Genomic DNA, 21,673 nt, shown 5'->3' with positions numbered 1-21,673 from the left:
TCGGGCGCAAATATAACAAACAACCAGTGGCCATTTTTCATCGATGACTCACAAATTCTGTTAATTGTGATCACTGGCCCAACATCCGCTTCTCGACTGATTTTTAAATGTTTTTATTGAGACGTTGCTCATTTGCGGCCATGCCGTGCCAAGCGCCACGAAACGCGGTTTTATGGCATACTCCCTCCCCCATGCCCGAGGAGTGTGTTGATGGCCAAGTACGACAAGATTTCCCCCGAGACTCAGCAGGAGGCGATGAAAATTGCCCGTGCCAACCAGAAGCCGGGGCAGACCAAAGAGCAGACCCAGCTTATCGCTCAGGGGATCCAGAAAGGGATCGACGAGTATAAAAAGCAGATGAAGGCGCGGGCTCGCGAAGCCAGTCGCCAGAAGAAGCTGCAGACCAAAGCGAAACAGAGCCAGCAAGCGCAGCAAGACGACGAACAGGATGAAGCCCTTGAGGTCATCGAGGTCACTCGCCACCATCCGCTGCCATGGGCCCTGCTGGCCGCCAGCTGGCTCGGCTTTGTCGCCGTCTGGTTGTGGCTGCGCTAAAGGCTGGCAAACCTTTGTCCGGGATCCGCTTCACAGAGCAGGGCCATCAGGCTGGTCAGGCTAATTGAAGGCTGATTAAATCCCTCCTCTGTTTGCCCCAGCCCAAGCTGTTGCCAACCCAGACTGTCTGGTCATCTGTTTTCAGGAAATTCGTTATGAACCCCGCTCCGCTCTACCTGCTGGCCCCCTTTGTGCTCTTTCTGGTGACCATGCTGCTCTATCGCATCTCGCCGCTGCGGGCCGTTGCCGCCGGCACAGTGCGCTGGTTTATTCTGCCCGCCTTTACCCTCTTTATTCTGCTGATCATCATCAATGGCGCTGCCGACCCCGCCCTGCGCAATCCCGCCTTCCACTGGTTGATGCCGGGCCTTGGCTTTGCCCTGAGCCTGTTTCCAGGCCTGCCCAAGGCACTGGTGCCACGTCTGGCCATCAAGGAGGGAGCCTTTGCCGCCCTCGGCCTGATGCTGATGAGCCTGGCCATGGTCTACTGACCGGCTGGCCGCTGACGCTGACATGACTCAAGGGGCGCTCTATGACGAGCGCCCCTTGTGCAATCAATAACCTGCAGGCATCTTGGTGCAAGGATCGCCAGCCAGGAGGCCAGATGGAGAATCCGCCCGATTTCATGGCGCTATGGGACTATCAGGATCCCGTCGCCACTGCCCAGCGCTTCGATGCCCTGTTGCCCGCAGCGCGCGCCGACCAGAATTTGCAGCTCGAGCTGGAGCTGCTGACCCAGATTGCCCGCACCCTCGCTCTGCAACACCAGCCAGAGCCAGCCAGACAGACCCTTAATGACGTAGAGAAGCGCCTCACCGGGGTAACCCCCAGAGCCCGGGTCAGATTGCATATCGAGCGTGGCCGCCTGTTCCATGCCGCTGGCGATCAGAGTCAGGCCAAAGCGCAGTTTGAGCAGGCCTGGCAACAGGGGCTCAAGAGCAAGGAGCTCTACCTTGCCATCGATGCCGCCCAGATGGTGGCCATGACGGTGCCGCCGCCAGAGCAGAGCCGCTGGCATCAGTTGGGGATGGAGCTGGCCGAGCGCAGCACAGATGAGCGGGTGCGCAGCTGGCTACCCGCCATTTACCATAATCTGGGCTGGACCCTGTTCGAGCTGGGGCGATTTGACGAGGCAAAAGCGCTGCAACAGAAGTGTCTGAGCTGGCATGAAGCGCATCAGGAGCAGGGCAAGGCTTTTATCGCCCGCTAGAGTCTCGCCCGCCTGAGCCGGGCCATGGGTCTGCATCAACAAGCGATGGCAGAACTGAGCCAGCTTAAAGCCGATATGAGCGACGCCGGCGCTGCGGAAGATGGCGATCTGTTCGAGGAGCTGGGGGAGAATGCGCTGGTGCTGGATGATCCGGCAGCGGCCGAATACTTTGCCCGCGCCTGGTTTCTGCTCTCGCGCGATAGCTGGAGCAAGAGCCATGAGGCTGAGCGGCTGGCCCGGCTCAAACGCCTCGCCAAACTCTGAACGACTCAAAAGAGAAGGGCGGCTCTCTGGCCGCCCTTCTCTTTTGGCAAGCTGGTTCAGGCCAGATTGGCCTCTTCCCACCCCTGCTTCTTGCGATAGATGGTAGAGGGGCTGATCTCCAGCAGCGCCGCCGCCTTGGGAATATTGCCGTCACAGCTGGCGATGGCCTGCTCTATCACCTCTTTTTCCACCAGCCAGAGCGGCCGGATCGGCCCGCCAACTACGGGAGTGGCGGCTGTTGCCGCGGGTTGCTGGGCAGCAGTCGTTGCAACAGCCAGAGCCCGCACACCATTGAGGGGCGGCGGCAGGATATCCGGGCTGACCAGCTCCTTGTCATTGAGCACGACGATATTGCGCACCACGTTCTGCAGCTCGCGCACGTTGCCGGGCCAGGGGTAGTCGAGCAGCACCCGCGCCGCGGCGGCATCGAAGTCGCGAAAGCGCTTGTTCTCCTCCTTCGCATAGTTCTGCAGCAGGCTGCGGGCCAGCAGCAGAATATCTTCGCCCCGCTCCCTGAGCGGCGGCAGATAGAGGGGGATGACGTGGAGCCGGTAGTAGAGATCCTCGCGAAAACGGCCCGCTTTTACTTCCAGCAGGGGATCCCGGTTGGTTGCACAGATAAAGCGCACATCCACGGTCTCCAGTTTGCCGCTGCCGACCCGCTGCAGAGTGCCGGTCTGGATAAAGCGCAGCAGCTTGCTCTGCAGGTCGAGATCCATCTCGCAGATCTCGTCGAGAAACAGGGTGCCGCCATCCGCCAGACTGGCTGCCCCTTTGCGATCGCCCTGAGCACCGGTGAAGGAGCCCTTCACATGGCCGAAGATCTCGCTCTCCATCAGATCGTGGGGAATGGCGGCGCAGTTGAGGGCGATAAAGGGCTGCTCGCGGCGCGGGCTGCACTGGTGGATCGCCTCGGCGCACACCTCCTTGCCGGTACCGCTCTCGCCGGTGATAAAGACGGTCGCCTTGCTCGGCGCCGCGCTCTCGATGATGCGGTAAACCGCCTGCATCGCCATGGAGGCACCGATAAAACCGAAGAAGGATTGCCGCTCGAAGTTCTCGCGATAGTGGGCAACCAGCGAGCTCAACTGCTGATGTTTCAAGGCATTGCGGGCTGTGGCGCAGAGCCGCTTGCTGTCAAACGGCTTGGTCAGAAAGTCGAAGGCTCCGAGACGCATCGCCTCCACCGCCACATCTACCGAGCCGTGGGCGGTGATCACCACCACGGCGCAGGGGAGCTGCTGTTCGGTGATCTGTTGCAGGATCTCCATGCCCGACATGTCGGGCAACTCAAGGTCGAGCAGCACCACCGGAGGGGGGCTCGTCAGCAACACCTCCAGCGCCTGCTGTCCGCAATCGGCCAGCACCACCTCATAGCCATCCTGGCGCAGGTACTGCTCATAAACTACAGCCAGACTCCGGGTATCTTCCACCAACAGGACACGGGGTGCGTTCTCAGCCACAGGATTGATCCTTGTTAATTGATTTTGTTCTTTATTTTTAGCGCTACCGCTGATATCCCATGCGCAATGCTCTCAGTTTATCCCGCGAAACGAGAGGATGCACAAGTAAAAACGGCTCCTTAAGGAGCCGTTTTCATCGATACAAAGGAATTACTTCTTGGCGTCTTCTGCAGCCGGCTTCTCGATAGCCAGCAGTTCGACGTCAAACACCAGCACGGCATTAGCCGGGATGGAGCCAGCACCGTGCTCGCCGTAGGCCAGCTTGGACGGCAGGAAGAACTTGAACTTGGAGCCAACCGGCATCAGCTGTACGCCTTCGGTCCAGCCCGGGATTACCTGGTTGAGCGGGAAGGTTGCCGGCTCGCCACGGTCAACGGAGCTGTCGAACTTGGTGCCATCGGTCAGAGTACCGGTGTAGTGAACCTTGACGATGTCGGTCGCTTTCGGCTTGGCGCCAGTGCCCATCTTCTCGACCTGATACTGCAGGCCGGATTCGGTGCTCTTCACACCCTCTTTCTTGGCGTTGGCGGCCAGGAACTCTTCACCTTTCTTCAGATTCTCAACGGCATCTTTCTCGGCTTTGGCCTTGGTCAGCTCGTTGATCTTGGCGTCGTACTGCTGCAGTACTTTCTGGATCTCTTCGTCGGTCATCTTGGCTTCTTTGCCCAGACCATCGGTGACCCCTTTCAGGATGACGGCGTTGTCCAGCTTGATACCCAGCTCCTGCTGGCGCTCCAGGGTGTTGGCAATATAGCGACCCATGGAGAGGCCGATGGCGTAACCGGATTGCTCTTCAAAGCTCTGCGCCTTGGTAGACGCTGCCGGTTTGCTGGCCTCTGCCTTCACCTCGGCGCTATTGGCAGCCGGCTTCTCGTCTTTTTGGCAGGCAGTCAGACCTACGGCAACCGCCGCAGCCAACAGGGACACCTTCAGAAATTTGTTCATCAGTTTCTCCAAACTCCAAATACCGCTCTCGGTTCCATCGTGAAATGAGAGGTTTATCGTGATAAGCGCCTTATACTAACGCCGTGATTGCAGGTAACAAAAGCGTGAGACATCAAAAATGATAAAAAGTGCCATTTATCTGCTAGGCCTCTGCCTCATGCTCACCGGCTGCGAGCAGAGTGCCCGACCAGACCGGCAACTTTCCCTCGCCAGCTCGGGTCTGCTGGCCGCCGATCTGGCCAATGACGGCAAGCAGGCCATCGTCTCCAGCCTCGGCCAGGGGGTCGTGGTCTGGGATCTGGAGCAGAACCGCCAGCGCTGGCGTTGGAAACAATCCGACTCCCCCGATGATCTGGTCTCCATCGTCCGTTTTGCGCAAGGGGATAGTCACGCCGTGACCGCCACAGCCACCACCTTTGCCATCTGGCAGCTCCAGAACGGCCAATCGCAAGGCTACTACTCGCTTCCTGAATCCAGGCTGAGGGACATTGCCCTCTCGGCGGATGGACGCAATGTGCTGATCGGACGTGAAGATGGCAAAGCGGAGTGGGTCGACACCCAAACCGGACGGCGCCTGCAGTTTCTCGGTCACACCGAGCAAATCAATACGGTGGATCTCTCCGCCAACGGCCGTTATGCCCTGACCGGCGGCAACGACTACAGCGCCTATCTCTGGGATACCCGCAGCGGTCAGGTGGTCTGGCGCTTCAACCATGGCGGCCGGGTGGTCATGGCACGGCTGGAGCCGAACGGTCGCTACGCCTTCACCGCGGACAGCAGCCGGGGCAGCATCTGGGATCTGAAAACCGGTAAAGAGGTGAGCCAGCTGCAATTCGGACACAGGTTCGAGGTCTACACCAGCGCCCGCTTCGCCAATGACGGCAAATGGCTCATCACCGGCGCCCCCTCCCGTCAGCTCTCGCTGTGGCAGGTGAACGATGGTGCCCTGTTGCAAAGCTGGCTGGTTTCGCCCCATCCCAAGGTAAAACCGCCCAGTGCAGTGGTCTACGGCGTGGCTTTGCGCGACAATAGTCACCTTGTCAGCGCCAGCTCCAGTGGCCTGGCCGAAATCTGGACCATCAAGTAAGGACCCGCAGGCCCATGAGTCAGCATTTAAACGAACGCATCGAAACCCTGGAAACCCGTCTCGCCTATGCGGAGTACACCATAGAGCTGCTCAACGACGAGGTCACTACCCAGGGGCGCGAGCTCGACCGGCTCAAGCACCAGATCCAGCTGCTGATCGACAAGCTCAAGAGCGTGCAACCGAGCCAGATCGCCAGCATGGCCGAAGAGACTCCGCCCCCTCACTACTGATGAGAGCTCTCTGTCCGGCAAATGTTGCCCAATAAAAAACCCGCGATAAATCGCGGGTTTTTTATCATCGGCGTGGCCGTGATCAGTGGTGATGGCCCTTGCCACCACAACCGCCACCACCGCAGCAGCCGCCATGACCATGGTCGTCGCCGTGGTCATGCTCGTGGCTGTGACCGGCACCGCCACAGCAACCGCCGTGAGCGTGCTCTTCGTCGTGGTCGTGACCGTGACCACCGCAGCAACCGCCATGGCCGTGATCGTGGTCATGACCATGGTCGTGACCGCAACCGCCGGCACCGTGAACGTGGCCGTGAGCCAGCTCTTCGGCAGTGGCAGCGCGCACGTCCTTGATCTCGACCTTGAAGCCCAGAGTCACGCCAGCCAGCGGATGGTTGCCATCTACCTTGACGAACTCTTCGGACACTTCAACCACGGTCACCGGACGATGACCGTCGTCGGTTTCAGCCACGAAAGTATCCCCTTCGGAGACTTCCATGCCGTCGAACAGCTCGCCCGGCACTTCCTGCACCAGAGACTCGTCGTATTCGCCGTAGGCCTGGCTCGGGGTCAGGGTCACTTCGAAGGCTTCACCTACCGCACGACCTTCCAGCTCGGCTTCGAGGCCGGAAACCAGATAACGGGTGCCGTGCAGATAGACCAGCGGCTCTTTGCCGACAGTGCTGTCGATGACTTCACCGTGCTCGTCGGTGACTGTGTATTCCAGCGTAACCACGCTCAGAGGAGCTACTTTCATGTCAGGATCCTGCGGATAGAAAAAAACGGGCCCAGAATAACCTAAAAAGCGGGCCGCGCATATGCCATGCCCCGTCAGCGGGCGATGAAAAAATCGGCGATGCCACCAGTTTGGGCAACAACGCCCTGCACTCTTCAGGGCTATCAGGGACGAAATACGCCGATCACCTCTTCGGCTTCACGGGTTACCCGCTCCACCTCTTCCGGCGTCTGCACCTGGGTATCACCGCACGCGACGCAGGTCACCTTCTCGACTCCATGCTCCATATACAGCATCATGTTGTCCAACTTGCCGCACGCCGGGCAAACCGCACCGGCAATGAAGCGTTTTTTACGTCTGGTTTCCATATTTGTTACCTCCAGGCAGCATCATATCAGGGTTTTTACATGCATCACGCCATCGAGTATCACCATTTTTCCTGTCACGGCCTGCAGGCTGGCAACCGCAAACGCACGCCGGTTGGACAACTGCTGCGGATCACCCGGGGCGCGGCGCTGCTGAGACTTGGTCAGCATGAACTCCTGCTGCCGGCTGGCAGTTGCTTCTGGCTCTGTGCCGATGCACTGGCCGCCTTCAGCCCGCTCAGCGGTTGTGATTACGATCAGCTGAACGTCTCTTTGCGCGTGACCCAGCCGCAGCAGGCAGGCTGGCTGCAAGCCACGCACCTGCTCAATGCTCTGCTCGACTCCCTTGCCCTGTGGCAACGACCGCAAGCGTGGCAAGGGGCCTATGGCCACCGCCTGCAGGTGATCCTCGATGAGTTGCAGCAGTGCTCCATCCAGCCACAAGATAATGAAGCGCTGCAGCAATGCTGGCAGGCTTTGGCCCGCGGCGACGCACAAGCCCTGGCAGAGTGGCAGCAACGTGGCGATGTACCGCTGGCAGGGGAAGAGTTGCAACAACAGTGGCAACTGCTGCAGGCACTCAGACTGCTCAAGGGGGGCAGCAAAGCCGCTCAGGTCGCCAACAAACTGGGTTATGGCGATGAGGCCACTCTGCAAGCTGCCTGCCAGCGCTGGGGAGTGGTACAAGATTAGGGGGAATAGGGCCGTCCGAAGCCAATGAGCTAAAATCTTGGCTGATTGAGTCCAGCTTTTTGCCAGATGGCCGTTAACAAAGGGGCCATCGCCCCCGCAATCCTTTATGCTAGAGGCCAGAAATGACAGCCACCGTTTCGACCAACAGGACACCTGCCATGACGAGCAAAGCCAATCAATCACAGGGCATGTTGCTGTTTCATCTCTCTGCCAAGCAATCTTTTGCCATCGGCACTCTCAAGGTGAAGGAGATAGTGCCCTATACCCAGCTGACGGCCATGCCCCACTCTCACCCCACCGTGCTGGGGGCTGCCAACATGCGTGGTTCCACCATTCCGGTGATCGACATGGCGATGGCGGTGGGCTATCGCCCCATCAGCAAGGAGGAGATGCCGCACTGCTTTATCATCATCACCGATTGCCGCCGCACTCTGGTCGGTTTTCTGGTGCGCGGTATCGACAAGATCACCGAGTGCAACTGGCGCGATATCGAGCCGCCTCCCGCGTCGCTGGGTCACAACGTCTTTGTGACCGGGGTAACCCGGGTCAACGATCAGCTGATCCAGCTGCTGGACGTCGAACTCATCCTGTCGCGGGTCTACCCCGATGACCCGAGCCACCTCTATCCGGTGCTGACCGATGTGCAGCGCGAACGGATCAAACCGATGCGGATCCTGCTGGTAGATGACTCCTCCGTCGCCCGTCGTCAGCTGATGGCGGCGCTCGACTACATCAATATCCCCTATGAGGTGAGCACCAACGGCAAGGACGCGCTGGCCCTGATGCAGGAGCGGGCAAGCCAGAAAACACCGATCGACATTCTGGTGAGCGATATCGAGATGCCGGGACTCGATGGCTACGAGCTCGCCTTCGAGGTGCAAAGCGACAGCAAGCTGGCTGGCGCCTACATCATTCTGCACACCTCCCTCTCGAGCGAAATCAGCGTCGAACGTGCCCATCAAGTGGGCGCCCACGAGGCGCTGACCAAGTTTGAGGCCAACGAGCTGATCCAGGCCATGCTGCGCGGTGCCGAGCACCACGACAAACTGCTGGTCTGATCCCCATCCGGCGGGCAGCCCTGCTCGCCGGTTTGTCATCTCATTATCGCCGTAGCGGATCATCGCCATGCTCACAGAAAGCCACTTCCACGCCCCCTGGTGGGCTCGCAATCCCCATCTGCAAACCATTCTGCCCAAATGGCTGCGCCGGACTCCGGCACGATTTGTGGCCGAGCGCTTCGAACTGACTGACGGGGATTTTGTCGATCTCGCATGGAGCGGCGAGATCACGGCTGATACGCAGCCGCTGGTGGTGGTATTTCATGGCCTGGAGGGAAGCATCCACTCCCACTACGCCAAGGGGCTGTTTGGCCATCTGCAACAACAGGGGATGGCGGCTGTGCTGATGCACTTTCGTGGCTGCAGTGGCGAACCAAACCGCCATCTGCAGGCTTATCACTCCGGCGCCATCGACGATGCCCAAGAGGTCATTGCCGAGCTGAGCCGGCGTTTTCCGGACAAGCCATTGATCGCCATCGGCTTTTCTCTGGGGGGCAATATGCTGGTCAATCTGCTGGCGCGCGCCTGCCCTACGGCGCTGAAGGCGGCGGTGGTGGTCTCGGCCCCGCTGCAACTGGCCAGCTGTGCCGAGCGGGTCAATCAGGGATTTTCCAAGGTCTATCAGAACTACCTGCTGCGCACCATGCGCCGCAACCTGTTGAACAAGATCAGCCAGCAGCAAAAAGCGGGCGAGCGCTGGCAACCGAAACAAGTGCAAGAAATAGCCACTCTGCGTGACTTTGACGAGCTGGTAACCGCGCCGCTGCACGGTTTTCACAGCGCCAGCCACTACTACCAGAGCTGCTCGGGGCTACCACTGCTGGGCCAGATCCCCATCCCCACCCTGATCCTGCACTCAGCCGACGATCCCTTTATGTCCGATGCCGTCATTCCGCGCCCCGAGCAGCTATCGCCCCATGTACACTATGAATTGAGCCGCCGTGGCGGTCATGTCGGCTTCCTGCACGGCACTCCGTGGCGTCCCCGCTTCTGGCTGGACGAGCGGATCAGCCGCTGGATCGCCGAACAGAGTCAGGCCGCGACACAGAACTGATTGCGCCCCGACTCCTTGGCCCGATAGAGCGCCTGATCAGCCCGCTCCAGCAGCTGGCTTGCACTTTCACCGGGCAGCAGTGTGGCAATCCCCTGACTCACAGTCACCCAGGAGGCGACATCAGAAGCCTGATGCTCCAGCTGCAGGCTGGCCATCCCGTCCTGCAGCCGCCGCGCCACCTCACGAGCCCCCTGCTGATCCGCATCCGGCAGCAACAGGACAAACTCCTCACCACCATAACGGGCAACCAAATCTGACGGGGTACGAACCGAATTGGTGAGCACAGTTGCTACTTCCTTGAGACATATATCCCCGGCCTGATGACCATAGCGGTCGTTGAAACGCTTGAAATAGTCCACGTCGATAAGAATGAGCGAGAGAGGCATGCCGCTCTCTCCGCTATGAGTGAGCCCCCGCTCCAGCTCGACATTGAAGTGACGTCGGTTGGCAACGCCGGTCAGCGGATCCTGCTTGGCCAGCCGGTCAAGACGGCGCAGCAGAACCAGATTCTCGTGTTCACGCACGATCGCCAGCTCGAACCAGCGGTTGAGCATTCGTCGCCCCACCTCCAGTGCAATAATGCCGAACAGCACGCCAAGCAGATAGATCTGGGGAAAATCGACCTTTAAAAAAAGCCCGATTCCCACGCCAGCAGTCAGCGGCCCCAAGAGATAGCCGTAAAACACCTTGCGATCGGGATAAAACGCGATGAGTGCCGCCAGCAGGTTGAGCCGCATGATCCCATGGGCATAACTGAGGCCGCCACGCAGCTCAACCTGGCCAAGGGTGTAGATATGCAGGGTCCAGATCCCCCCCCAGACCACCATCACCAGCGCCGCGATCCGTAACCAGGTACAATCCTGCAGATGGTCACAAAACAGGCTGATAACAGGCAGCAACAACAATGCCACCATCACCAGGGCCAACTCACTCTGAAAACTCCATGGCAGCATGTGATCACTGGCAAGGCCTGCCTGACTGTAAACCTCATAGCGAATCGCCAGAAACAGCACCACCAGCCAGTTCAGCAGCCAGAACCACACCATGCCGCGACCAATGGCCTGCCGGCGCGCCTGATCCAGATGATCCGCCAGGGTTAACGGCGCACTGCGCTGCTCTTCAGACAACATCTCGGACTCCGGCGAAAAAAGTAGAAATTGGTTGCACTCGCGCAATTCAACACAACAATAGCTCGATGGTTATATCTTTTTACATCGAGATCCCTTCATGATAATTCCTTGGCAAGAGTTGGATGCCGACACCCTGACCAACCTGATCGAACATTTCGTACTGCAGGAAGGAACCGAGTATGGCGAACAGGATGTATCACTGGGTACCAAGGTTGAGGAAGTGCGCAGCCAATTACAGCAAGGCAAGGCGGTGATCGTCTACAGCGAGCTGCACGAGTCGGTCAATATTGTGCCCAAAGATCGCTTTGACGAGTCGGCTTGACCGAACCCGAAGCCTGCCTTTATAACGGAATTTCCAAGGAAGAGAGAATTCTATGTCGGCCAAGCACCCCATTATTGCCGTCACCGGTTCATCCGGTGCCGGCACCTCCACCTCCACCATCGCCTTTCGCTCCATGTTTCATCAGCTTGGTTACCAGGCGGCAGTGGTCGAGGGCGACAGTTTTCACCGCTACACCCGCCCCGAGATGGACGTAGCGATCCGCAAGGCCCGTGAACAGGGGCGCCACATCAGCTATTTCGGCCCCGAGGCCAATGATTTCGGGCTACTGGAGAGTTTCTTTCAGGGCTATGGCCAGGATGGCACCGGCCAGTACCGTCGCTATCTGCACAGCTTTGATGAAGCGGTGCCCTTCAACCAGATGCCCGGCACCTTCACCCCCTGGCAGCATCTGCCGAACGATACCGATCTGCTCTTCTATGAGGGGTTGCACGGCGGTGTGGTCACCGAAGATCACAATGTGGCTCGCCACGTGGACTTTCTCATCGGCGTGGTGCCCATCGTCAACCTGGAGTGGATCCAGAAGCTCATTCGTGACACCTCGGAGCGAGGTCACTCCCGTGAGGCGGTAACCGACTCCATTGTTCGTTCGATGGATGACTACATCAACTTCATCACCCCGCAGTTTTCCCGCACCCACATCAACTTCCAGCGGGTTCCGACGGTGGATACCTCCAACCCTTTCAGCGCCAAGGTGATCCCGAGCCTGGACGAGAGTATGCTGGTGATCCGGTTTCGCGGCATCAAACAGGTAGATTTCCCCTACCTGCTTTCGATGATCGACGGCTCGTTCATGTCGCGGATGAACACCATCGTGGTTCCGGGTGGCAAAATGGGCTTTGCGATGGAGCTGATCCTCAAGCCGCTGATCCAGCAACTGCTCGAAACGGGCAAAATCACCTGATACAAAGGAGCTTATGATGCGCTTTGCCTCTCTCTCTGTGGTGCTGTTCGCCCTGCTGGGTGGCTGCAGCAGCGGGCCGTCAGCACCAACGTTTGAACCCGGTACCATGGTGGCTCGCTCGCTCGGTGACTGGACCTTCGGCGCCACTCCGCGCTACGCCTTGGCGGAACAGTATCAGTTTGCCGGCGATCAGGCCGAAGGGTGGCTCGAACCCATCCAGAATGCGGTCAGTAAAGAACTCAATGGCAAGGGGTGGCAGAGCGTTCCTCTTGATGAAGCGGATCTCTGGGTCGCTATCGGTGTGGCGGGTGACAAGGATATCAGCGATGGCCAGATTTTTGCCCGCCTTGGCATGACACCCGGGGTGCAGGCCGCACCGGATCAGCGCAAGGGCACCCTAGCCATTGTGTTGCTCGACCGGAAAACCCAGAAAGCCGTATGGAGCAGCGTCATCTCGCTGGCCAGCGATGCAGCCATTGCCGATAACCAGCGCCAGGCTCTCAGCCAGCAGCTCGCGGCCAAACTGCTGGCGCCAGTCCCCACCCACTGACGTCCTCATCAGTTTCTTGCTGATGATTTGAACAAAAAGAGCGGCTTGTCAGATGACAAGCCGCTCTTTTTGTTGGCACGCGCCGGGATTACTTCAGCTTGCAGGTGAGCAGGGTCACCCCTTTCTGAGTCAACAGTGCCTGTTTGTCCTGATTCCAGAAGGTGGTCACGCCGTCGGAATATTTGGCACCGTTATCCGATTCGACACGGCCCAGCTTGTGATAGACCCCGGCATAGGGGAACTGCACCATGTCAGCCTGAGCATCATAAGTAATAGCCAACAGCTCTTCCCCGCACTGGTACTGACTGTACTGATACTTGGTGGGTTGCGGGCTGGTGCATGCAGCCAGACCCAACAGGGGAAGCAGAGCGATCATTTTTTTCATTGCACTTTCCTTATGTCATGGCGTTATCGATGGAACAACGCTTCGGTTATCAAACCTCAAGAATTTGATAACTATGGGTAATTTGTACCGCTTTTTCCAACATCAGGGAAACAGAACAATATTTCTCCATCGACAACTCGACCGCTCTGGCAACCTGCTTTTCTGCCAGCCCCTTGCCGGTCACCACAAAATGGAGATTTATCTTTTCAAAGACCCGGGGCACGCTGTCAACCCGCTCACCATCGAGTTCAACATGGCAAGCCGTCACGACCTGACGCGCCTTCTCCAGAATGGATACCACGTCGATGGAGCTGCAACCGCCCACGGCCAGCAACACCATCTCCAGCGGGCTGGCCCCCTCGCCCGGGTTGGCACCATCCAGGATCACCTTGTGTCCGGATTCGCTCTCCCCGACAAACTTCATCCCTTCAACCCAGCTGACCTTGGCTTTCATCTCGCATCCTCTTTGGTTAAGCCTGTGCTCATGATGTACCTAGCATACCCCAGCCATCACGGCTTCGGCATCTCTTCACCCGACCGGGTAACCACGGAGGCAAGATGATTGGGAGGTTAATAGATCAAAATCAACATCTCCCCTCCCTATCTTCCCTAGAATGGCTGAAGCGGCGCAGCAGGCATTACTCAAAGGGCTCTATTCAAAAGGGCGCAAAGCCTTGTCAGCACAGACAAAGGCTCTTATCCTACTGCGACTAATACAAGGAATGGCAAGAATTGGCTGCTTGCCTGGACGCTCGAGTCCATAAAAAGACACTACAGAGGAATTCTCATGGTTATTGGCAAACCGCAAAGCGATCCCACCCTGGAATGGTTCTTGTCGCACTGCCACATTCATAAGTACCCCGCCAAGAGCACCCTGATCCACGCGGGTGAAAAAGCGGAAACCCTCTACTACATCGTCAAGGGCACGGTTGCCGTGCTGATCAAGGACGACGAGGGCAAAGAGATGATCCTCTCCTATCTCAACCAGGGGGATTTCCTCGGCGAGATGGGTATGTTCGAAGAGAACGAAAATCCCGAGCGCTCTGCCTGGGTACGCGCCAAGGGCTCCTGCGAAGTTGCCGAGATCTCCTACAAGAAGTTCCGTCAGCTGATCCAGGTCAACCCGGATATCCTGATGCGCCTCTCCGGCCAGATGGCCAAGCGCCTGCAGCACACCAGCCAGAAAGTGGGTAACCTCGCCTTCCTGGATGTAACCGGCCGGATTGCCCAGACCCTGCTGAACCTGGCCAAACAGCCAGATGCCATGACCCACCCGGATGGCATGCAGATCAAGATCACCCGTCAGGAAATCGGCCAGATCGTCGGCTGCTCCCGTGAAACCGTTGGCCGCATCCTCAAGATGCTGGAAGAGCAGGAGCTCATCTCTGCCCACGGTAAAACCATTGTGGTATTCGGTACCCGCTGATCCACTGGTCCCGGACCACTGGCTCCAAAAGGCTGCTACGGCAGCCTTTTTTGATCACCTCCCCTATAATCCCGAACGCCCGTACCAGCTTTCGCCAAGAGAATCGCTATGCACCTTCAATGTCCCCGTTGCCGCAGCCAGCTTCATCTGCATGAAGCTTCCAAGGGTCGCTACTGCGACAACAAGCACCACTTTGATCCCGCCCCGGAAGGCTATCTGGATCTCATCCCCGGCAAGAAAAACCCCAAGGACAGCGACAGCCGGGCGTTGATGCGCGCCAAGCGTCACTTTCTCGAACAGGGCCACCAGCTGCCGCTGGTCGAAACAATGGCCAGCCTGCTCGCCCCTCTCGAGCCGCGCGAACTGATCCATCTGGGCTGTGGCGAGGGCTACTACTGCCGCGCGCTGGCCGAACGCCTGCCGGGCTGGCAGTTTGCCGGCGTCGATATCGCCAAGAATGCCATCTTTGCCGCCACCAAGGCGCAGCCTGACGGCAGTTTCGTCATTGCCGATCCAGCCAAAGCCCCACTTATGCCAAACTCCGCTGACTTGCTGCTGGTCAACGACCTCAAGATCAAAACAGAGCAGCTGGTCAACTGGCTGGCACCGGGCGGCTATCTGCTCTATCTGCAGCCGGGCCCCCGCCATCAGTGGCAACTCAGAGTCAGCCTCAACCCGATCAGCATGGAACACCCGCTCAGCTGGCCGGCCCTCGCAGGCCTGACCAAGATTGCGCAGCAACGCGCTCAATTCTCCCAGACTCTCGATCAGGGACTGCGCAGCTTTATTCTGGAAACCAGCCGCCTCGGCTGGCGGGCCACGGGTGAGCAGCGCCACGCGTTCACCCATCAGGGCCCAGACGAACTGGAACAGGATCTGCTGCTGACTCTGTGGCAAAAGCCGCTCTGATCACAGTGCGAGAGCAGGCCCCCTGCTCTCGCCGACCCCCTTTGAACATCAAAACGTGATTTGGTTCACACGCTCAATCATTGCTCTCCCCTTTGCCCTCCCCCCGGCCAAAGTCAGATTAAAAAACTAACAATCTGAATTAACTAGACTTTTAAACTGTACAAACCTGACACACTCAACATATTCATCTCCTTATGGCGCCAATTAAACACGGATAGATTCAGCGCCAGTCAAGGTTAGGGCGCCTACCGTGTGGCTATCGGACCATTTCCGATTTAACAGAACCGAATACAGGTTCGGAAGTGTTTACATCAGAGGAATAAGCATATGAAGAAGTCTGCACTGACTATGGCCATCTCCAGCCTGCTGCTGGCGAGCGGTGCCCATGCTGCTACTGTGTACAACCAGAACGACACCAAGTTGGACATCGGCGGCCGCGCTCAAGGTGCTTACTATGGCACTGACAACAACAGCGCCGAAGGTGACCAGAGCTATTTCCGTCTGCACGTTGCGGGCGAAACCAAAATTGCTCCGGAAATGAAAGCGTTCGGTTTTGCCGAATACAACCTGCCGACTTCCGGTTCTGACAACGATGAACTGCGTTATGCCTACGCCGGTATCCAGCACGACCGCTTCGGTGCCTTCAGCTACGGTCGTCAGGATGGTCTGTTCACCAAAGCCGTTAACAACTACACCGACGTACTGCCCGAGTGGGGCGGTGACGGCCTGGGTAAAAATACCGAAGTATTCGGTACCGGCCGTACCAATGGCCTGGCCCAGTACATCTACACCTATCAGGGTCTGACCCTGGGTGCCCAGTTCACCGGTAACAATGATCCGCAGAACTCCGGCCGCAGCGAAATCAACCAATCCTTCAACGGTAACAACCCGTATGTTGCTGGCACCACCTGGAACAGCACCGGTTCCAAAGAAGGTTTTGCTTTCTCCGCCAACTATGACTTCAACATGGGTCTGAGCCTGGGTGCCGTATACAACCAGGCAGGCAAGACCGACGAGCAGGCTAAATACGCTGCCTTCGGTGGCGAGAAAGATGCCAAGCTGATGGGCTTTGGTGCCAAGTACGCTGCTGATAACCTCTACCTGGCCGCTACCTACTCCCACGGTGAAGATCACCTGTTCGTCAAGAACGGCTACGCCGAGAAGATGGATGGCTACGAAGCCGTTGCCCAGTACACCATCGGCAAGTTCAAGCCTTCTCTGGCCTACCTGCGCACTGACGTGAAAGATGGCGCTCACGGTATCGATGATACCTACACCGAGTACGTATCTATCGGTGCCTGGTACAACTTTACCGACAACTTCAACGCTTACATCGACTACAAACTGAACCTGCTGGATTCCGTGGATGGCAAGTCCGTCAACTCCCTGGGTCAGAACACCGATGACGTTGTTGCTGTAGCCCTGCAGTACAACTTCTAAGTTTTTAGAGGTCAGTTATACCTGTGAAATCAATGTCTACTGTTTGAATTTCTTCCGGCCGCTTGCGGCCGGTTTTTTTATTGCGCCTTTTCAGCACCTTGCATATAACTATCGAGCGGAGAGTCGCCAAGTGCCGCTATCTGCATACAAAAATGGTGCACAGAAGGACATTCACGGATGAAACGACTGTTCTGGAACAAGATCTGGTGGCAGATGTGGTTGATACTGTCGCTGCTGTTGGGAAGTCTTGGTTTTACCGCCCCCGCGCAGGCAAGCTGGGACAAGAGCCTCTACCGTCAGCTCGGCCTCGCCGGCAAACTCGATCAGCAAACCTTTCGCAAAGCGCTCAATAGCTACCAGAGCGTGCGCCATAAAAACAAATCCATTCTGACCATCATCGATTACAGCAAACCATCTACTCTGCGCCGGCTGCTGGTCATCGATATGAAACGCTACAAACTGCTCTACTACACCTGGGTCAGCCACGGTCGCAACTCTGGCGAACTGGCCGCCCATCAATTCTCCAACCAGCCCAACTCGATGAAAAGTTCGCTCGGTGTCTATCGCACCGCCGAAACCTATCTTGGCAAGCATGGCTACTCACTGCGGCTGGATGGTCTGACTCCGGGTCTGAACAGCAATGCCCGCAAGCGGGCCATCGTGGTGCACGGAGCAGACTATGCCAGCCCGCGCCATCTGCTCAAATATGACAAGCTGGGCAGAAGCTGGGGTTGCCCTGCCCTTCCCCAGGAGCAGGCCAGAGCCATCATAGATACCATCAAGGGAGGGAGCGTGATCTACGCTCACGGATAAAGAAGAGGGCCAGCAACCGCTGGCCCTTTTCTTGAACACTTGTTTTTAAATAACCGTACAGCTCGTTTTATTGGCGAACGACCAGCACCGGACAAGGGGCATGGCGTACCACAGATTCGGCAACGCTGCCCACCAGCAGGTGGCTGATGCCGGAGCGCCCATGGCTCCCCATCACGATGAGATCCGCCTCATCATCATTGGCCTGAATGACAATCTCATCGGCCGCGCGGCCAAAACGGATGTCAAACGTGGCGGGAATCGGCAAGGTAGCCACCAGCTCCTTGAGCTGGGTTCTGGCCTGACGCTCCATCTCGTGAGTAATCTCGACAGCAGTCATGTGCAGGATCTTGTAGCTGTCAAAACCATGCAGTTGATCGACGACGTGAACCAGCTTTAACCGGGCGTCATGGCTTTGCGCCATGAATACGGCATAGTCGAGAACCGCTTTGGACATTTGAGAAAAGTCGACGGGACAAAGCAGTGTCTTGATCGATGGCATAAGCAGTCTCCTCTACTGATTGGGGTGCTATTGAATCTCAACGAGATCATATCAACCCGACTGCAAATAACTCTCGACCCTGTCGCAAAACGAGCATTCAAAGGGATGGTTACCGCGCCTCCCGGAGAGAGCATGGTGTAAAATAAGGTATTAACTTCCCCTCTTTAGCTGCCCTCGAGAGGCCGATTGTGACCACACTGCGTATCGGTTGTCTGTTGGTCTGTTATCTCTGCGCATCTCTCTTCTGCCGCGCAGAATCACTCCACGTCTATTGCGACAACTGGCCCGGTTTCTGTCAAACCGATGGACAAGGGTTCTACCTCGATTTGGTCAACAGCATCTATCAACCCCATGGTTACACCATCGTCCCCCATATTGTTCCCTACAAGCGGGCCCTCGCCATGGTGACCCGCAACAAGGGGGACATGGCACTGGGGGTCTATCAACATGAACTGGGCGATGTGCGTATGCCGGAATACCCAGATTCAGCGGACGATCTCTCTGTCATCATGCTCAAGCAGTGGCAGCCGAAATGGCAGGGGGAGCAAAGTCTGGCTGGCCAGCAGGTGTTATGGCAGCGGGGCTGGGCACTGGACAAATACATATCAGTACCCATGAACTGGCATGAAGTGGACAGCTACGAGATGGCCCTCCAACTGCTCGAGAAGGAGCGCTATCGCTATTACATGACCGTCGGTGTGTTGCATGTCGCCAATCCGCCCCCCACCAGCATGAGCCGCATCTTTTTACGCTGGATCCCCACCTATCCTGTTTTTAGCGACAACGAGCGAGGGGAAACACTGCAGCAGCTTTGGGATAGGGAGATGGTCAATCTGATCCGCAGCGGCGAGCTGGCCAATATCTATCGGCGCCATCAGCTTTACGACTATTACCAGGGCTTTATCAAGGAGATGGAGCAGAAGGCAAAAGTAGCCCCCATCCGTTAAATCTTCCTACTCTTTCTGCCTGTTATGGCAATACTCCTTGGCCAAGCGGTCATAGAGGATCACGTTGACCGAGGCAGCCAGATTCATGCAGCCTTGTGTCGGCACATAAACCACATCTTTCACCGCACCATAGAGGGCGGGATCGAGCGTGCCATCCTCCGGCCCGAAGATATAAAAAGCGCGCTCCGGATGGACATAGTCGGGAAGCGGCGTAGCGCCGTCAATCAGATCGACCACCACGGGAACACACCCTTCCGGCATGAATTGCAGCAGGTCATCAACCCCGAGCAACGGGATCTTCTCCACCATCTGCTTGGTATCGGTGGCAAAGCGGCGCGCCAGCTCGAAGCGGTTGCCGGTATAGTAGACCTCATCCACCCCGTAGCAACCCGCAGCCCGCATCACGGCACCGACATTTTCCGGGGATTTGGGATTGACCAGCCCCACGCAGCAGAATGCTCTCTTTTCCATCATCTCTCCTCATCTTGCGGCGACCATTATATGCCGCTGCGGGGTCATCGACCCGTTAAAAGTACCTCGCCAGGCTCAACGACTCGTCGCCCCATCACGGATGTCGATTTTTTGTGCGCAAGCCGACAAATTTTGTACAAGTCGATAGCCAGCAAACGTCTCCTAGCAATAATAGACAAACGTTTGTAAATGGATGTTTGTCTATGACTGAGCGTGAACAAGAGATCCTCGCCCTGCTGCGTCAGGATCCCATGATTGCCCAGCAGGAGCTGGCCGATCGCCTCGGCATCAGCCGCTCTGCGCTGGCCAGCCACATCTCAAGCCTGATCCGGCAGGGGTATGTGCAAGGCAGAGGTTATGTACTGCGAGAAGGCCCCTACGTGGTGGTGATCGGCGGTGCCAATATGGATATTTGCGGCACCAGCCACGACAACCTGCTACTCGGCGACTCCAATCCGGGCAAGGTGCGCACCTCGGCCGGTGGTGTTGGCCGCAATATCGCCGAGAATCTGGCACGGCTCGGCAGCGATACCCGACTGCTGACCGCTGTCGGCAACGACCAGTATGGTCACCATCTATTGGAAGTGAGCCAGCGGGCCGGCGTCGATGTGCGCCAGACTCTGGTGCTCGATGGCCACACCACCTCCTGTTATCTCAGCCTGCATGATGGCAGCGGCGAAATGAGCTGTGCCATCAATGACATGGCCATTATCGAGCAGCTCACTCCTACCCGCCTGACCCCACTCGGTGGCTTTCTCGGCGGTGCCCGGCTCTGGGTGCTCGACACCAATCTGGCCATCCATACCCTCGACTGGCTGTTCGAGCGGCAAGGTGAGCACGCCATCTTTGTCGATACCGTTTCGGTGGCCAAGGTGGAGAAGATCCGCCCCTGGCTCGGCAAGATCCACACCCTCAAACCCAATCGCAGCGAGGCTGAGCAGCTGTGCGGCATAACCATCGCCGGACCCGAAACCTGGCCCATGGTGGCCGCCTGGTTCCACCGCGCCGGGGTCAAGCGACTGTTCCTCAGTCTGGGTGAACAGGGGATCTTCTACAGCGATGGCGAGCAGCAGGGCCACCTGCCGGTGCTGGGCAGTCCGGTACTCAACGTCACCGGCGGCGGGGATGCCTTTATGGCTGGCCTCGCCCACGCCTGGCTGCAAGAGCTCGACATTGCCCAGACCACCCGCTTTGCCCTGGGCTGCGCCGCCCTCACCGTCAATTGTTCCGATACCGTTTTTTCCGGTCTGAGCAAGACCGCCGTTGACCGCATACTGGAGGAGTACTCATGCTGAACGCTTACCTCGATATCCAACCGGAAGTTGCTGCCGCGCTGACCGCCGGCAAACCGGTCGTTGCCCTCGAATCCACCATCATCTCCCACGGCATGCCCTATCCGCAGAACGTGGAGACGGCCCGTCAGGTTGAACAGGTGGTGCGCGACAACGGCGCCATTCCGGCGACCATCGCCATCCTCGACGGCCGCCTCAAGGTGGGTCTGGATGCCGGTGCGCTGGAAGCGCTCGGCCGGGCAGGCCACAGCGTGACCAAGTGCAGCCGCCGCGACATTCCGTTCGTACTGGCGCGCAAGGGGATGGGAGCCACCACGGTCGCCTCCACCATGATCATCGCTGCCATGGCAGGGATCCGGGTCTTTGCCACCGGTGGCATTGGCGGGGTACATCGTGGTGCGCAGGAGACCTTCGATATCTCGGCCGATCTACAGGAGTTGGCACAAACGCCAGTGGCCGTAGTCTGTGCGGGGGCCAAATCAATTCTCGATATCGGGCTGACTCTGGAGTATCTGGAGACGCAAGGGGTGCCGGTGATCGGCTATCAGACCGAAGAGCTGCCCGCCTTCTACACCCGCGAGAGCGGCTTCAAGGTCGATTATCGCCTCGATACCCCGGCAGCCATCGCCGAGGCGCTGCGCCTCAAGTGGGAGCTGGGACTGGCGGGCGGCGCCGTGGTGGCCAACCCCATCCCGAGCGCACACGCCATGCCAAAAGCCGATATCGACGCAGCCATTGCCCAAGCGCTGCGTGAAGCCGATGAGCAGGGGATCAAGGGCAAAGCGTCTACCCCCTTCCTGCTGGCCCGCGTCTGCGAGCTGACTGGCGGCAACTCGCTAGCGGCCAACATCCAGCTGGTACTGAACAACGCGGCGCTCGGTGCCCGCATCGCCGCCAGCCTCTAATCGCT

Annotated in this window: 26 protein-coding genes and 1 pseudogene; 18 read left to right on the top strand and 9 right to left on the bottom strand. The window is 58.1% G+C overall.

Annotation, left to right across the window (positions count from 1 at the left end; genetic code table 11):
- Positions 1-210 precede the first annotated feature (210 nt).
- The 3 genes and pseudogenes from AAHA39_RS18685 to AAHA39_RS18675 all read left to right on the top strand — a co-directional run bounded on the left by AAHA39_RS18685 (position 211) and on the right by AAHA39_RS18675 (position 2,029).
- Positions 211-555, top strand: a complete 345-nt coding sequence (locus tag AAHA39_RS18685) for a DUF2956 domain-containing protein (protein ID WP_041210540.1) — start codon at positions 211-213, stop codon at positions 553-555.
- Between the two features lie 155 nt (positions 556-710).
- Positions 711-1,046, top strand: coding sequence for a hypothetical protein (locus tag AAHA39_RS18680; RefSeq protein WP_042030818.1), 336 nt, complete (start codon positions 711-713; stop codon positions 1,044-1,046).
- A gap of 113 nt (positions 1,047-1,159) precedes the next feature.
- A pseudogene (locus AAHA39_RS18675) lies at positions 1,160-2,029 on the top strand (tetratricopeptide repeat protein).
- Between the two features lie 56 nt (positions 2,030-2,085).
- On the opposite strand, the gene AAHA39_RS18670 reads toward AAHA39_RS18675, so the two are convergent.
- The gene (locus AAHA39_RS18670; RefSeq protein ID WP_320656305.1) at positions 2,086-3,492 is read right to left on the bottom strand and encodes a sigma-54-dependent transcriptional regulator; all 1,407 of its coding nucleotides are present in this window, start codon (positions 3,490-3,492) and stop codon (positions 2,086-2,088) included.
- Positions 3,493-3,642: 150 nt separating this feature from the next.
- Entirely contained in the window at positions 3,643-4,437 is a 795-nt protein-coding gene (gene fkpA / locus AAHA39_RS18665) for an FKBP-type peptidyl-prolyl cis-trans isomerase (RefSeq protein WP_033114614.1), read from the bottom strand.
- 118 nt (positions 4,438-4,555) lie between these two features.
- Between fkpA and AAHA39_RS18660 the strand changes: the two genes are divergently transcribed.
- Positions 4,556-5,524, top strand: coding sequence for a WD40 repeat domain-containing protein (locus AAHA39_RS18660; protein ID WP_320656306.1), 969 nt, complete (start codon positions 4,556-4,558; stop codon positions 5,522-5,524).
- Between the two features lie 14 nt (positions 5,525-5,538).
- Complete coding sequence (locus AAHA39_RS18655; RefSeq protein ID WP_033114612.1) at positions 5,539-5,754, top strand: SlyX family protein; 216 nt, start codon at positions 5,539-5,541, stop codon at positions 5,752-5,754.
- An 82-nt stretch (positions 5,755-5,836) separates the two neighbouring features.
- On the opposite strand, the gene slyD is transcribed toward AAHA39_RS18655, so the two are convergent.
- On the bottom strand, positions 5,837-6,508 hold the full coding sequence (slyD, locus tag AAHA39_RS18650) for a peptidylprolyl isomerase (RefSeq protein ID WP_019446474.1): 672 nt from the start codon (positions 6,506-6,508) through the stop codon (positions 5,837-5,839).
- Positions 6,509-6,651: 143 nt separating this feature from the next.
- Positions 6,652-6,855, bottom strand: coding sequence for a YheV family putative zinc ribbon protein (locus AAHA39_RS18645; RefSeq protein WP_033114610.1), 204 nt, complete (start codon positions 6,853-6,855; stop codon positions 6,652-6,654).
- Positions 6,856-6,894: 39 nt separating this feature from the next.
- Here AAHA39_RS18645 and AAHA39_RS18640 point away from each other — a divergent pair, with 39 nt between their 5' ends.
- The 3 genes from AAHA39_RS18640 to AAHA39_RS18630 all read left to right on the top strand — a co-directional run bounded on the left by AAHA39_RS18640 (position 6,895) and on the right by AAHA39_RS18630 (position 9,657).
- Positions 6,895-7,545: a hypothetical protein gene (locus AAHA39_RS18640; protein WP_320656307.1), complete on the top strand. Its 651-nt coding sequence runs from the start codon at positions 6,895-6,897 to the stop codon at positions 7,543-7,545.
- Positions 7,546-7,703: 158 nt separating this feature from the next.
- Complete coding sequence (locus tag AAHA39_RS18635) at positions 7,704-8,603, top strand: chemotaxis protein (RefSeq protein WP_041210532.1); 900 nt, start codon at positions 7,704-7,706, stop codon at positions 8,601-8,603.
- Positions 8,604-8,670: 67 nt separating this feature from the next.
- Entirely contained in the window at positions 8,671-9,657 is a 987-nt protein-coding gene (locus AAHA39_RS18630) for a hydrolase (protein WP_320656308.1), read from the top strand.
- Here the strand turns inward: AAHA39_RS18630 and AAHA39_RS18625 are convergent.
- Entirely contained in the window at positions 9,636-10,787 is a 1,152-nt protein-coding gene (locus AAHA39_RS18625) for a GGDEF domain-containing protein (RefSeq protein ID WP_320656309.1), read from the bottom strand. The genes AAHA39_RS18630 and AAHA39_RS18625 overlap by 22 nt on opposite strands.
- Before the next feature lie 97 nt (positions 10,788-10,884).
- Between AAHA39_RS18625 and AAHA39_RS18620 the strand changes: the two genes are divergently transcribed.
- Genes AAHA39_RS18620 through AAHA39_RS18610 form a run of 3 tightly spaced genes read left to right on the top strand, consistent with a single transcriptional unit; the run spans position 10,885 to position 12,581 of the window.
- Positions 10,885-11,109, top strand: a complete 225-nt coding sequence (locus tag AAHA39_RS18620) for a YheU family protein (protein ID WP_041210529.1) — start codon at positions 10,885-10,887, stop codon at positions 11,107-11,109.
- A gap of 52 nt (positions 11,110-11,161) precedes the next feature.
- The gene (locus AAHA39_RS18615) at positions 11,162-12,031 is read left to right on the top strand and encodes a phosphoribulokinase (RefSeq protein WP_041210528.1); all 870 of its coding nucleotides are present in this window, start codon (positions 11,162-11,164) and stop codon (positions 12,029-12,031) included.
- A gap of 16 nt (positions 12,032-12,047) precedes the next feature.
- Positions 12,048-12,581: a DUF4136 domain-containing protein gene (locus AAHA39_RS18610; protein ID WP_071914647.1), complete on the top strand. Its 534-nt coding sequence runs from the start codon at positions 12,048-12,050 to the stop codon at positions 12,579-12,581.
- Positions 12,582-12,669: 88 nt separating this feature from the next.
- Here AAHA39_RS18610 and AAHA39_RS18605 read toward each other — a convergent pair whose 3' ends face one another.
- Positions 12,670-12,966 (bottom strand): MliC family protein, encoded by a 297-nt coding sequence (locus AAHA39_RS18605; protein WP_033114602.1) that lies wholly within the window; start codon positions 12,964-12,966, stop codon positions 12,670-12,672.
- 49 nt (positions 12,967-13,015) lie between these two features.
- Entirely contained in the window at positions 13,016-13,420 is a 405-nt protein-coding gene (locus tag AAHA39_RS18600) for an OsmC family protein (RefSeq protein ID WP_320656310.1), read from the bottom strand.
- Positions 13,421-13,753: 333 nt separating this feature from the next.
- On the opposite strand from AAHA39_RS18600, the gene crp reads away from it, so the two are divergent.
- The 4 genes from crp to AAHA39_RS18580 all read left to right on the top strand — a co-directional run bounded on the left by crp (position 13,754) and on the right by AAHA39_RS18580 (position 17,554).
- On the top strand, positions 13,754-14,392 hold the full coding sequence (crp, locus tag AAHA39_RS18595; protein WP_005335304.1) for a cAMP-activated global transcriptional regulator CRP: 639 nt from the start codon (positions 13,754-13,756) through the stop codon (positions 14,390-14,392).
- 108 nt (positions 14,393-14,500) lie between these two features.
- The gene (locus AAHA39_RS18590) at positions 14,501-15,301 is read left to right on the top strand and encodes a putative RNA methyltransferase (protein ID WP_201910557.1); all 801 of its coding nucleotides are present in this window, start codon (positions 14,501-14,503) and stop codon (positions 15,299-15,301) included.
- A 327-nt stretch (positions 15,302-15,628) separates the two neighbouring features.
- Positions 15,629-16,741, top strand: a complete 1,113-nt coding sequence (locus AAHA39_RS18585; RefSeq protein WP_320656311.1) for a porin — start codon at positions 15,629-15,631, stop codon at positions 16,739-16,741.
- Positions 16,742-16,918: 177 nt separating this feature from the next.
- Positions 16,919-17,554 carry a murein L,D-transpeptidase catalytic domain family protein gene (locus tag AAHA39_RS18580; RefSeq protein ID WP_033114598.1) on the top strand — a complete coding sequence of 212 codons (636 nt, stop codon included), beginning with the start codon at positions 16,919-16,921 and terminating at the stop codon, positions 17,552-17,554.
- Between the two features lie 67 nt (positions 17,555-17,621).
- Here AAHA39_RS18580 and AAHA39_RS18575 read toward each other — a convergent pair whose 3' ends face one another.
- Complete coding sequence (locus AAHA39_RS18575; protein ID WP_033114597.1) at positions 17,622-18,053, bottom strand: universal stress protein; 432 nt, start codon at positions 18,051-18,053, stop codon at positions 17,622-17,624.
- Between the two features lie 197 nt (positions 18,054-18,250).
- Here AAHA39_RS18575 and AAHA39_RS18570 point away from each other — a divergent pair, with 197 nt between their 5' ends.
- A complete protein-coding gene (locus AAHA39_RS18570) occupies positions 18,251-19,000 on the top strand; it encodes a substrate-binding periplasmic protein (RefSeq protein WP_320656342.1) in 750 nt (249 codons plus the stop codon).
- Between the two features lie 6 nt (positions 19,001-19,006).
- Here the strand turns inward: AAHA39_RS18570 and AAHA39_RS18565 are convergent, their stop codons facing one another.
- Complete coding sequence (locus AAHA39_RS18565; protein WP_208738081.1) at positions 19,007-19,471, bottom strand: RNA methyltransferase; 465 nt, start codon at positions 19,469-19,471, stop codon at positions 19,007-19,009.
- Positions 19,472-19,674: 203 nt separating this feature from the next.
- Here AAHA39_RS18565 and AAHA39_RS18560 point away from each other — a divergent pair, with 203 nt between their 5' ends.
- Together AAHA39_RS18560 and AAHA39_RS18555 are read left to right on the top strand one after the other, a co-directional pair.
- Positions 19,675-20,766, top strand: a complete 1,092-nt coding sequence (locus tag AAHA39_RS18560; protein WP_201968368.1) for a PfkB family carbohydrate kinase — start codon at positions 19,675-19,677, stop codon at positions 20,764-20,766.
- Positions 20,760-21,668, top strand: a complete 909-nt coding sequence (locus tag AAHA39_RS18555; protein WP_320656312.1) for a pseudouridine-5'-phosphate glycosidase — start codon at positions 20,760-20,762, stop codon at positions 21,666-21,668. The genes AAHA39_RS18560 and AAHA39_RS18555 overlap by 7 nt, the downstream gene beginning before the upstream one ends.
- Positions 21,669-21,673 lie beyond the last annotated feature (5 nt).

The sequence above is a fragment of the Aeromonas sp. SE22 genome (assembly GCF_038739755.1).
In the GTDB taxonomy this organism is placed as follows: Bacteria; Pseudomonadota; Gammaproteobacteria; order Enterobacterales; family Aeromonadaceae; genus Aeromonas; species Aeromonas jandaei.
This window is presented reverse-complemented; position numbering and strand designations above follow the sequence as displayed.

Bases quoted from the DNA above. Each gene is read 5' to 3' on its own strand.
- slyD (WP_019446474.1), bottom strand. From the start codon at position 6,508: ATGAAAGTAGCTCCTCTGAGCGTGGTTACGCTGGAATACACAGTCACC.
- AAHA39_RS18575 (WP_033114597.1), bottom strand. From the start codon at position 18,053: ATGCCATCGATCAAGACACTGCTTTGTCCCGTCGACTTTTCTCAAATG.
- AAHA39_RS18620 (WP_041210529.1), top strand. From the start codon at position 10,885: ATGATAATTCCTTGGCAAGAGTTGGATGCCGACACCCTGACCAACCTG.
- AAHA39_RS18580 (WP_033114598.1), top strand. From the start codon at position 16,919: ATGAAACGACTGTTCTGGAACAAGATCTGGTGGCAGATGTGGTTGATA.
- AAHA39_RS18680 (WP_042030818.1), top strand. From the start codon at position 711: ATGAACCCCGCTCCGCTCTACCTGCTGGCCCCCTTTGTGCTCTTTCTG.
- AAHA39_RS18625 (WP_320656309.1), bottom strand. From the start codon at position 10,787: ATGTTGTCTGAAGAGCAGCGCAGTGCGCCGTTAACCCTGGCGGATCAT.
- AAHA39_RS18640 (WP_320656307.1), top strand. From the start codon at position 6,895: ATGCATCACGCCATCGAGTATCACCATTTTTCCTGTCACGGCCTGCAG.
- AAHA39_RS18585 (WP_320656311.1), top strand. From the start codon at position 15,629: ATGAAGAAGTCTGCACTGACTATGGCCATCTCCAGCCTGCTGCTGGCG.
- AAHA39_RS18635 (WP_041210532.1), top strand. From the start codon at position 7,704: ATGACGAGCAAAGCCAATCAATCACAGGGCATGTTGCTGTTTCATCTC.
- AAHA39_RS18610 (WP_071914647.1), top strand. From the start codon at position 12,048: ATGCGCTTTGCCTCTCTCTCTGTGGTGCTGTTCGCCCTGCTGGGTGGC.
- AAHA39_RS18685 (WP_041210540.1), top strand. From the start codon at position 211: ATGGCCAAGTACGACAAGATTTCCCCCGAGACTCAGCAGGAGGCGATG.
- AAHA39_RS18630 (WP_320656308.1), top strand. From the start codon at position 8,671: ATGCTCACAGAAAGCCACTTCCACGCCCCCTGGTGGGCTCGCAATCCC.
- AAHA39_RS18645 (WP_033114610.1), bottom strand. From the start codon at position 6,855: ATGGAAACCAGACGTAAAAAACGCTTCATTGCCGGTGCGGTTTGCCCG.
- AAHA39_RS18615 (WP_041210528.1), top strand. From the start codon at position 11,162: ATGTCGGCCAAGCACCCCATTATTGCCGTCACCGGTTCATCCGGTGCC.
- AAHA39_RS18565 (WP_208738081.1), bottom strand. From the start codon at position 19,471: ATGGAAAAGAGAGCATTCTGCTGCGTGGGGCTGGTCAATCCCAAATCC.
- AAHA39_RS18660 (WP_320656306.1), top strand. From the start codon at position 4,556: ATGATAAAAAGTGCCATTTATCTGCTAGGCCTCTGCCTCATGCTCACC.
- AAHA39_RS18605 (WP_033114602.1), bottom strand. From the start codon at position 12,966: ATGAAAAAAATGATCGCTCTGCTTCCCCTGTTGGGTCTGGCTGCATGC.
- AAHA39_RS18655 (WP_033114612.1), top strand. From the start codon at position 5,539: ATGAGTCAGCATTTAAACGAACGCATCGAAACCCTGGAAACCCGTCTC.
- crp (WP_005335304.1), top strand. From the start codon at position 13,754: ATGGTTATTGGCAAACCGCAAAGCGATCCCACCCTGGAATGGTTCTTG.
- AAHA39_RS18555 (WP_320656312.1), top strand. From the start codon at position 20,760: ATGCTGAACGCTTACCTCGATATCCAACCGGAAGTTGCTGCCGCGCTG.
- AAHA39_RS18560 (WP_201968368.1), top strand. From the start codon at position 19,675: ATGACTGAGCGTGAACAAGAGATCCTCGCCCTGCTGCGTCAGGATCCC.
- AAHA39_RS18590 (WP_201910557.1), top strand. From the start codon at position 14,501: ATGCACCTTCAATGTCCCCGTTGCCGCAGCCAGCTTCATCTGCATGAA.
- AAHA39_RS18600 (WP_320656310.1), bottom strand. From the start codon at position 13,420: ATGAAAGCCAAGGTCAGCTGGGTTGAAGGGATGAAGTTTGTCGGGGAG.
- fkpA (WP_033114614.1), bottom strand. From the start codon at position 4,437: ATGAACAAATTTCTGAAGGTGTCCCTGTTGGCTGCGGCGGTTGCCGTA.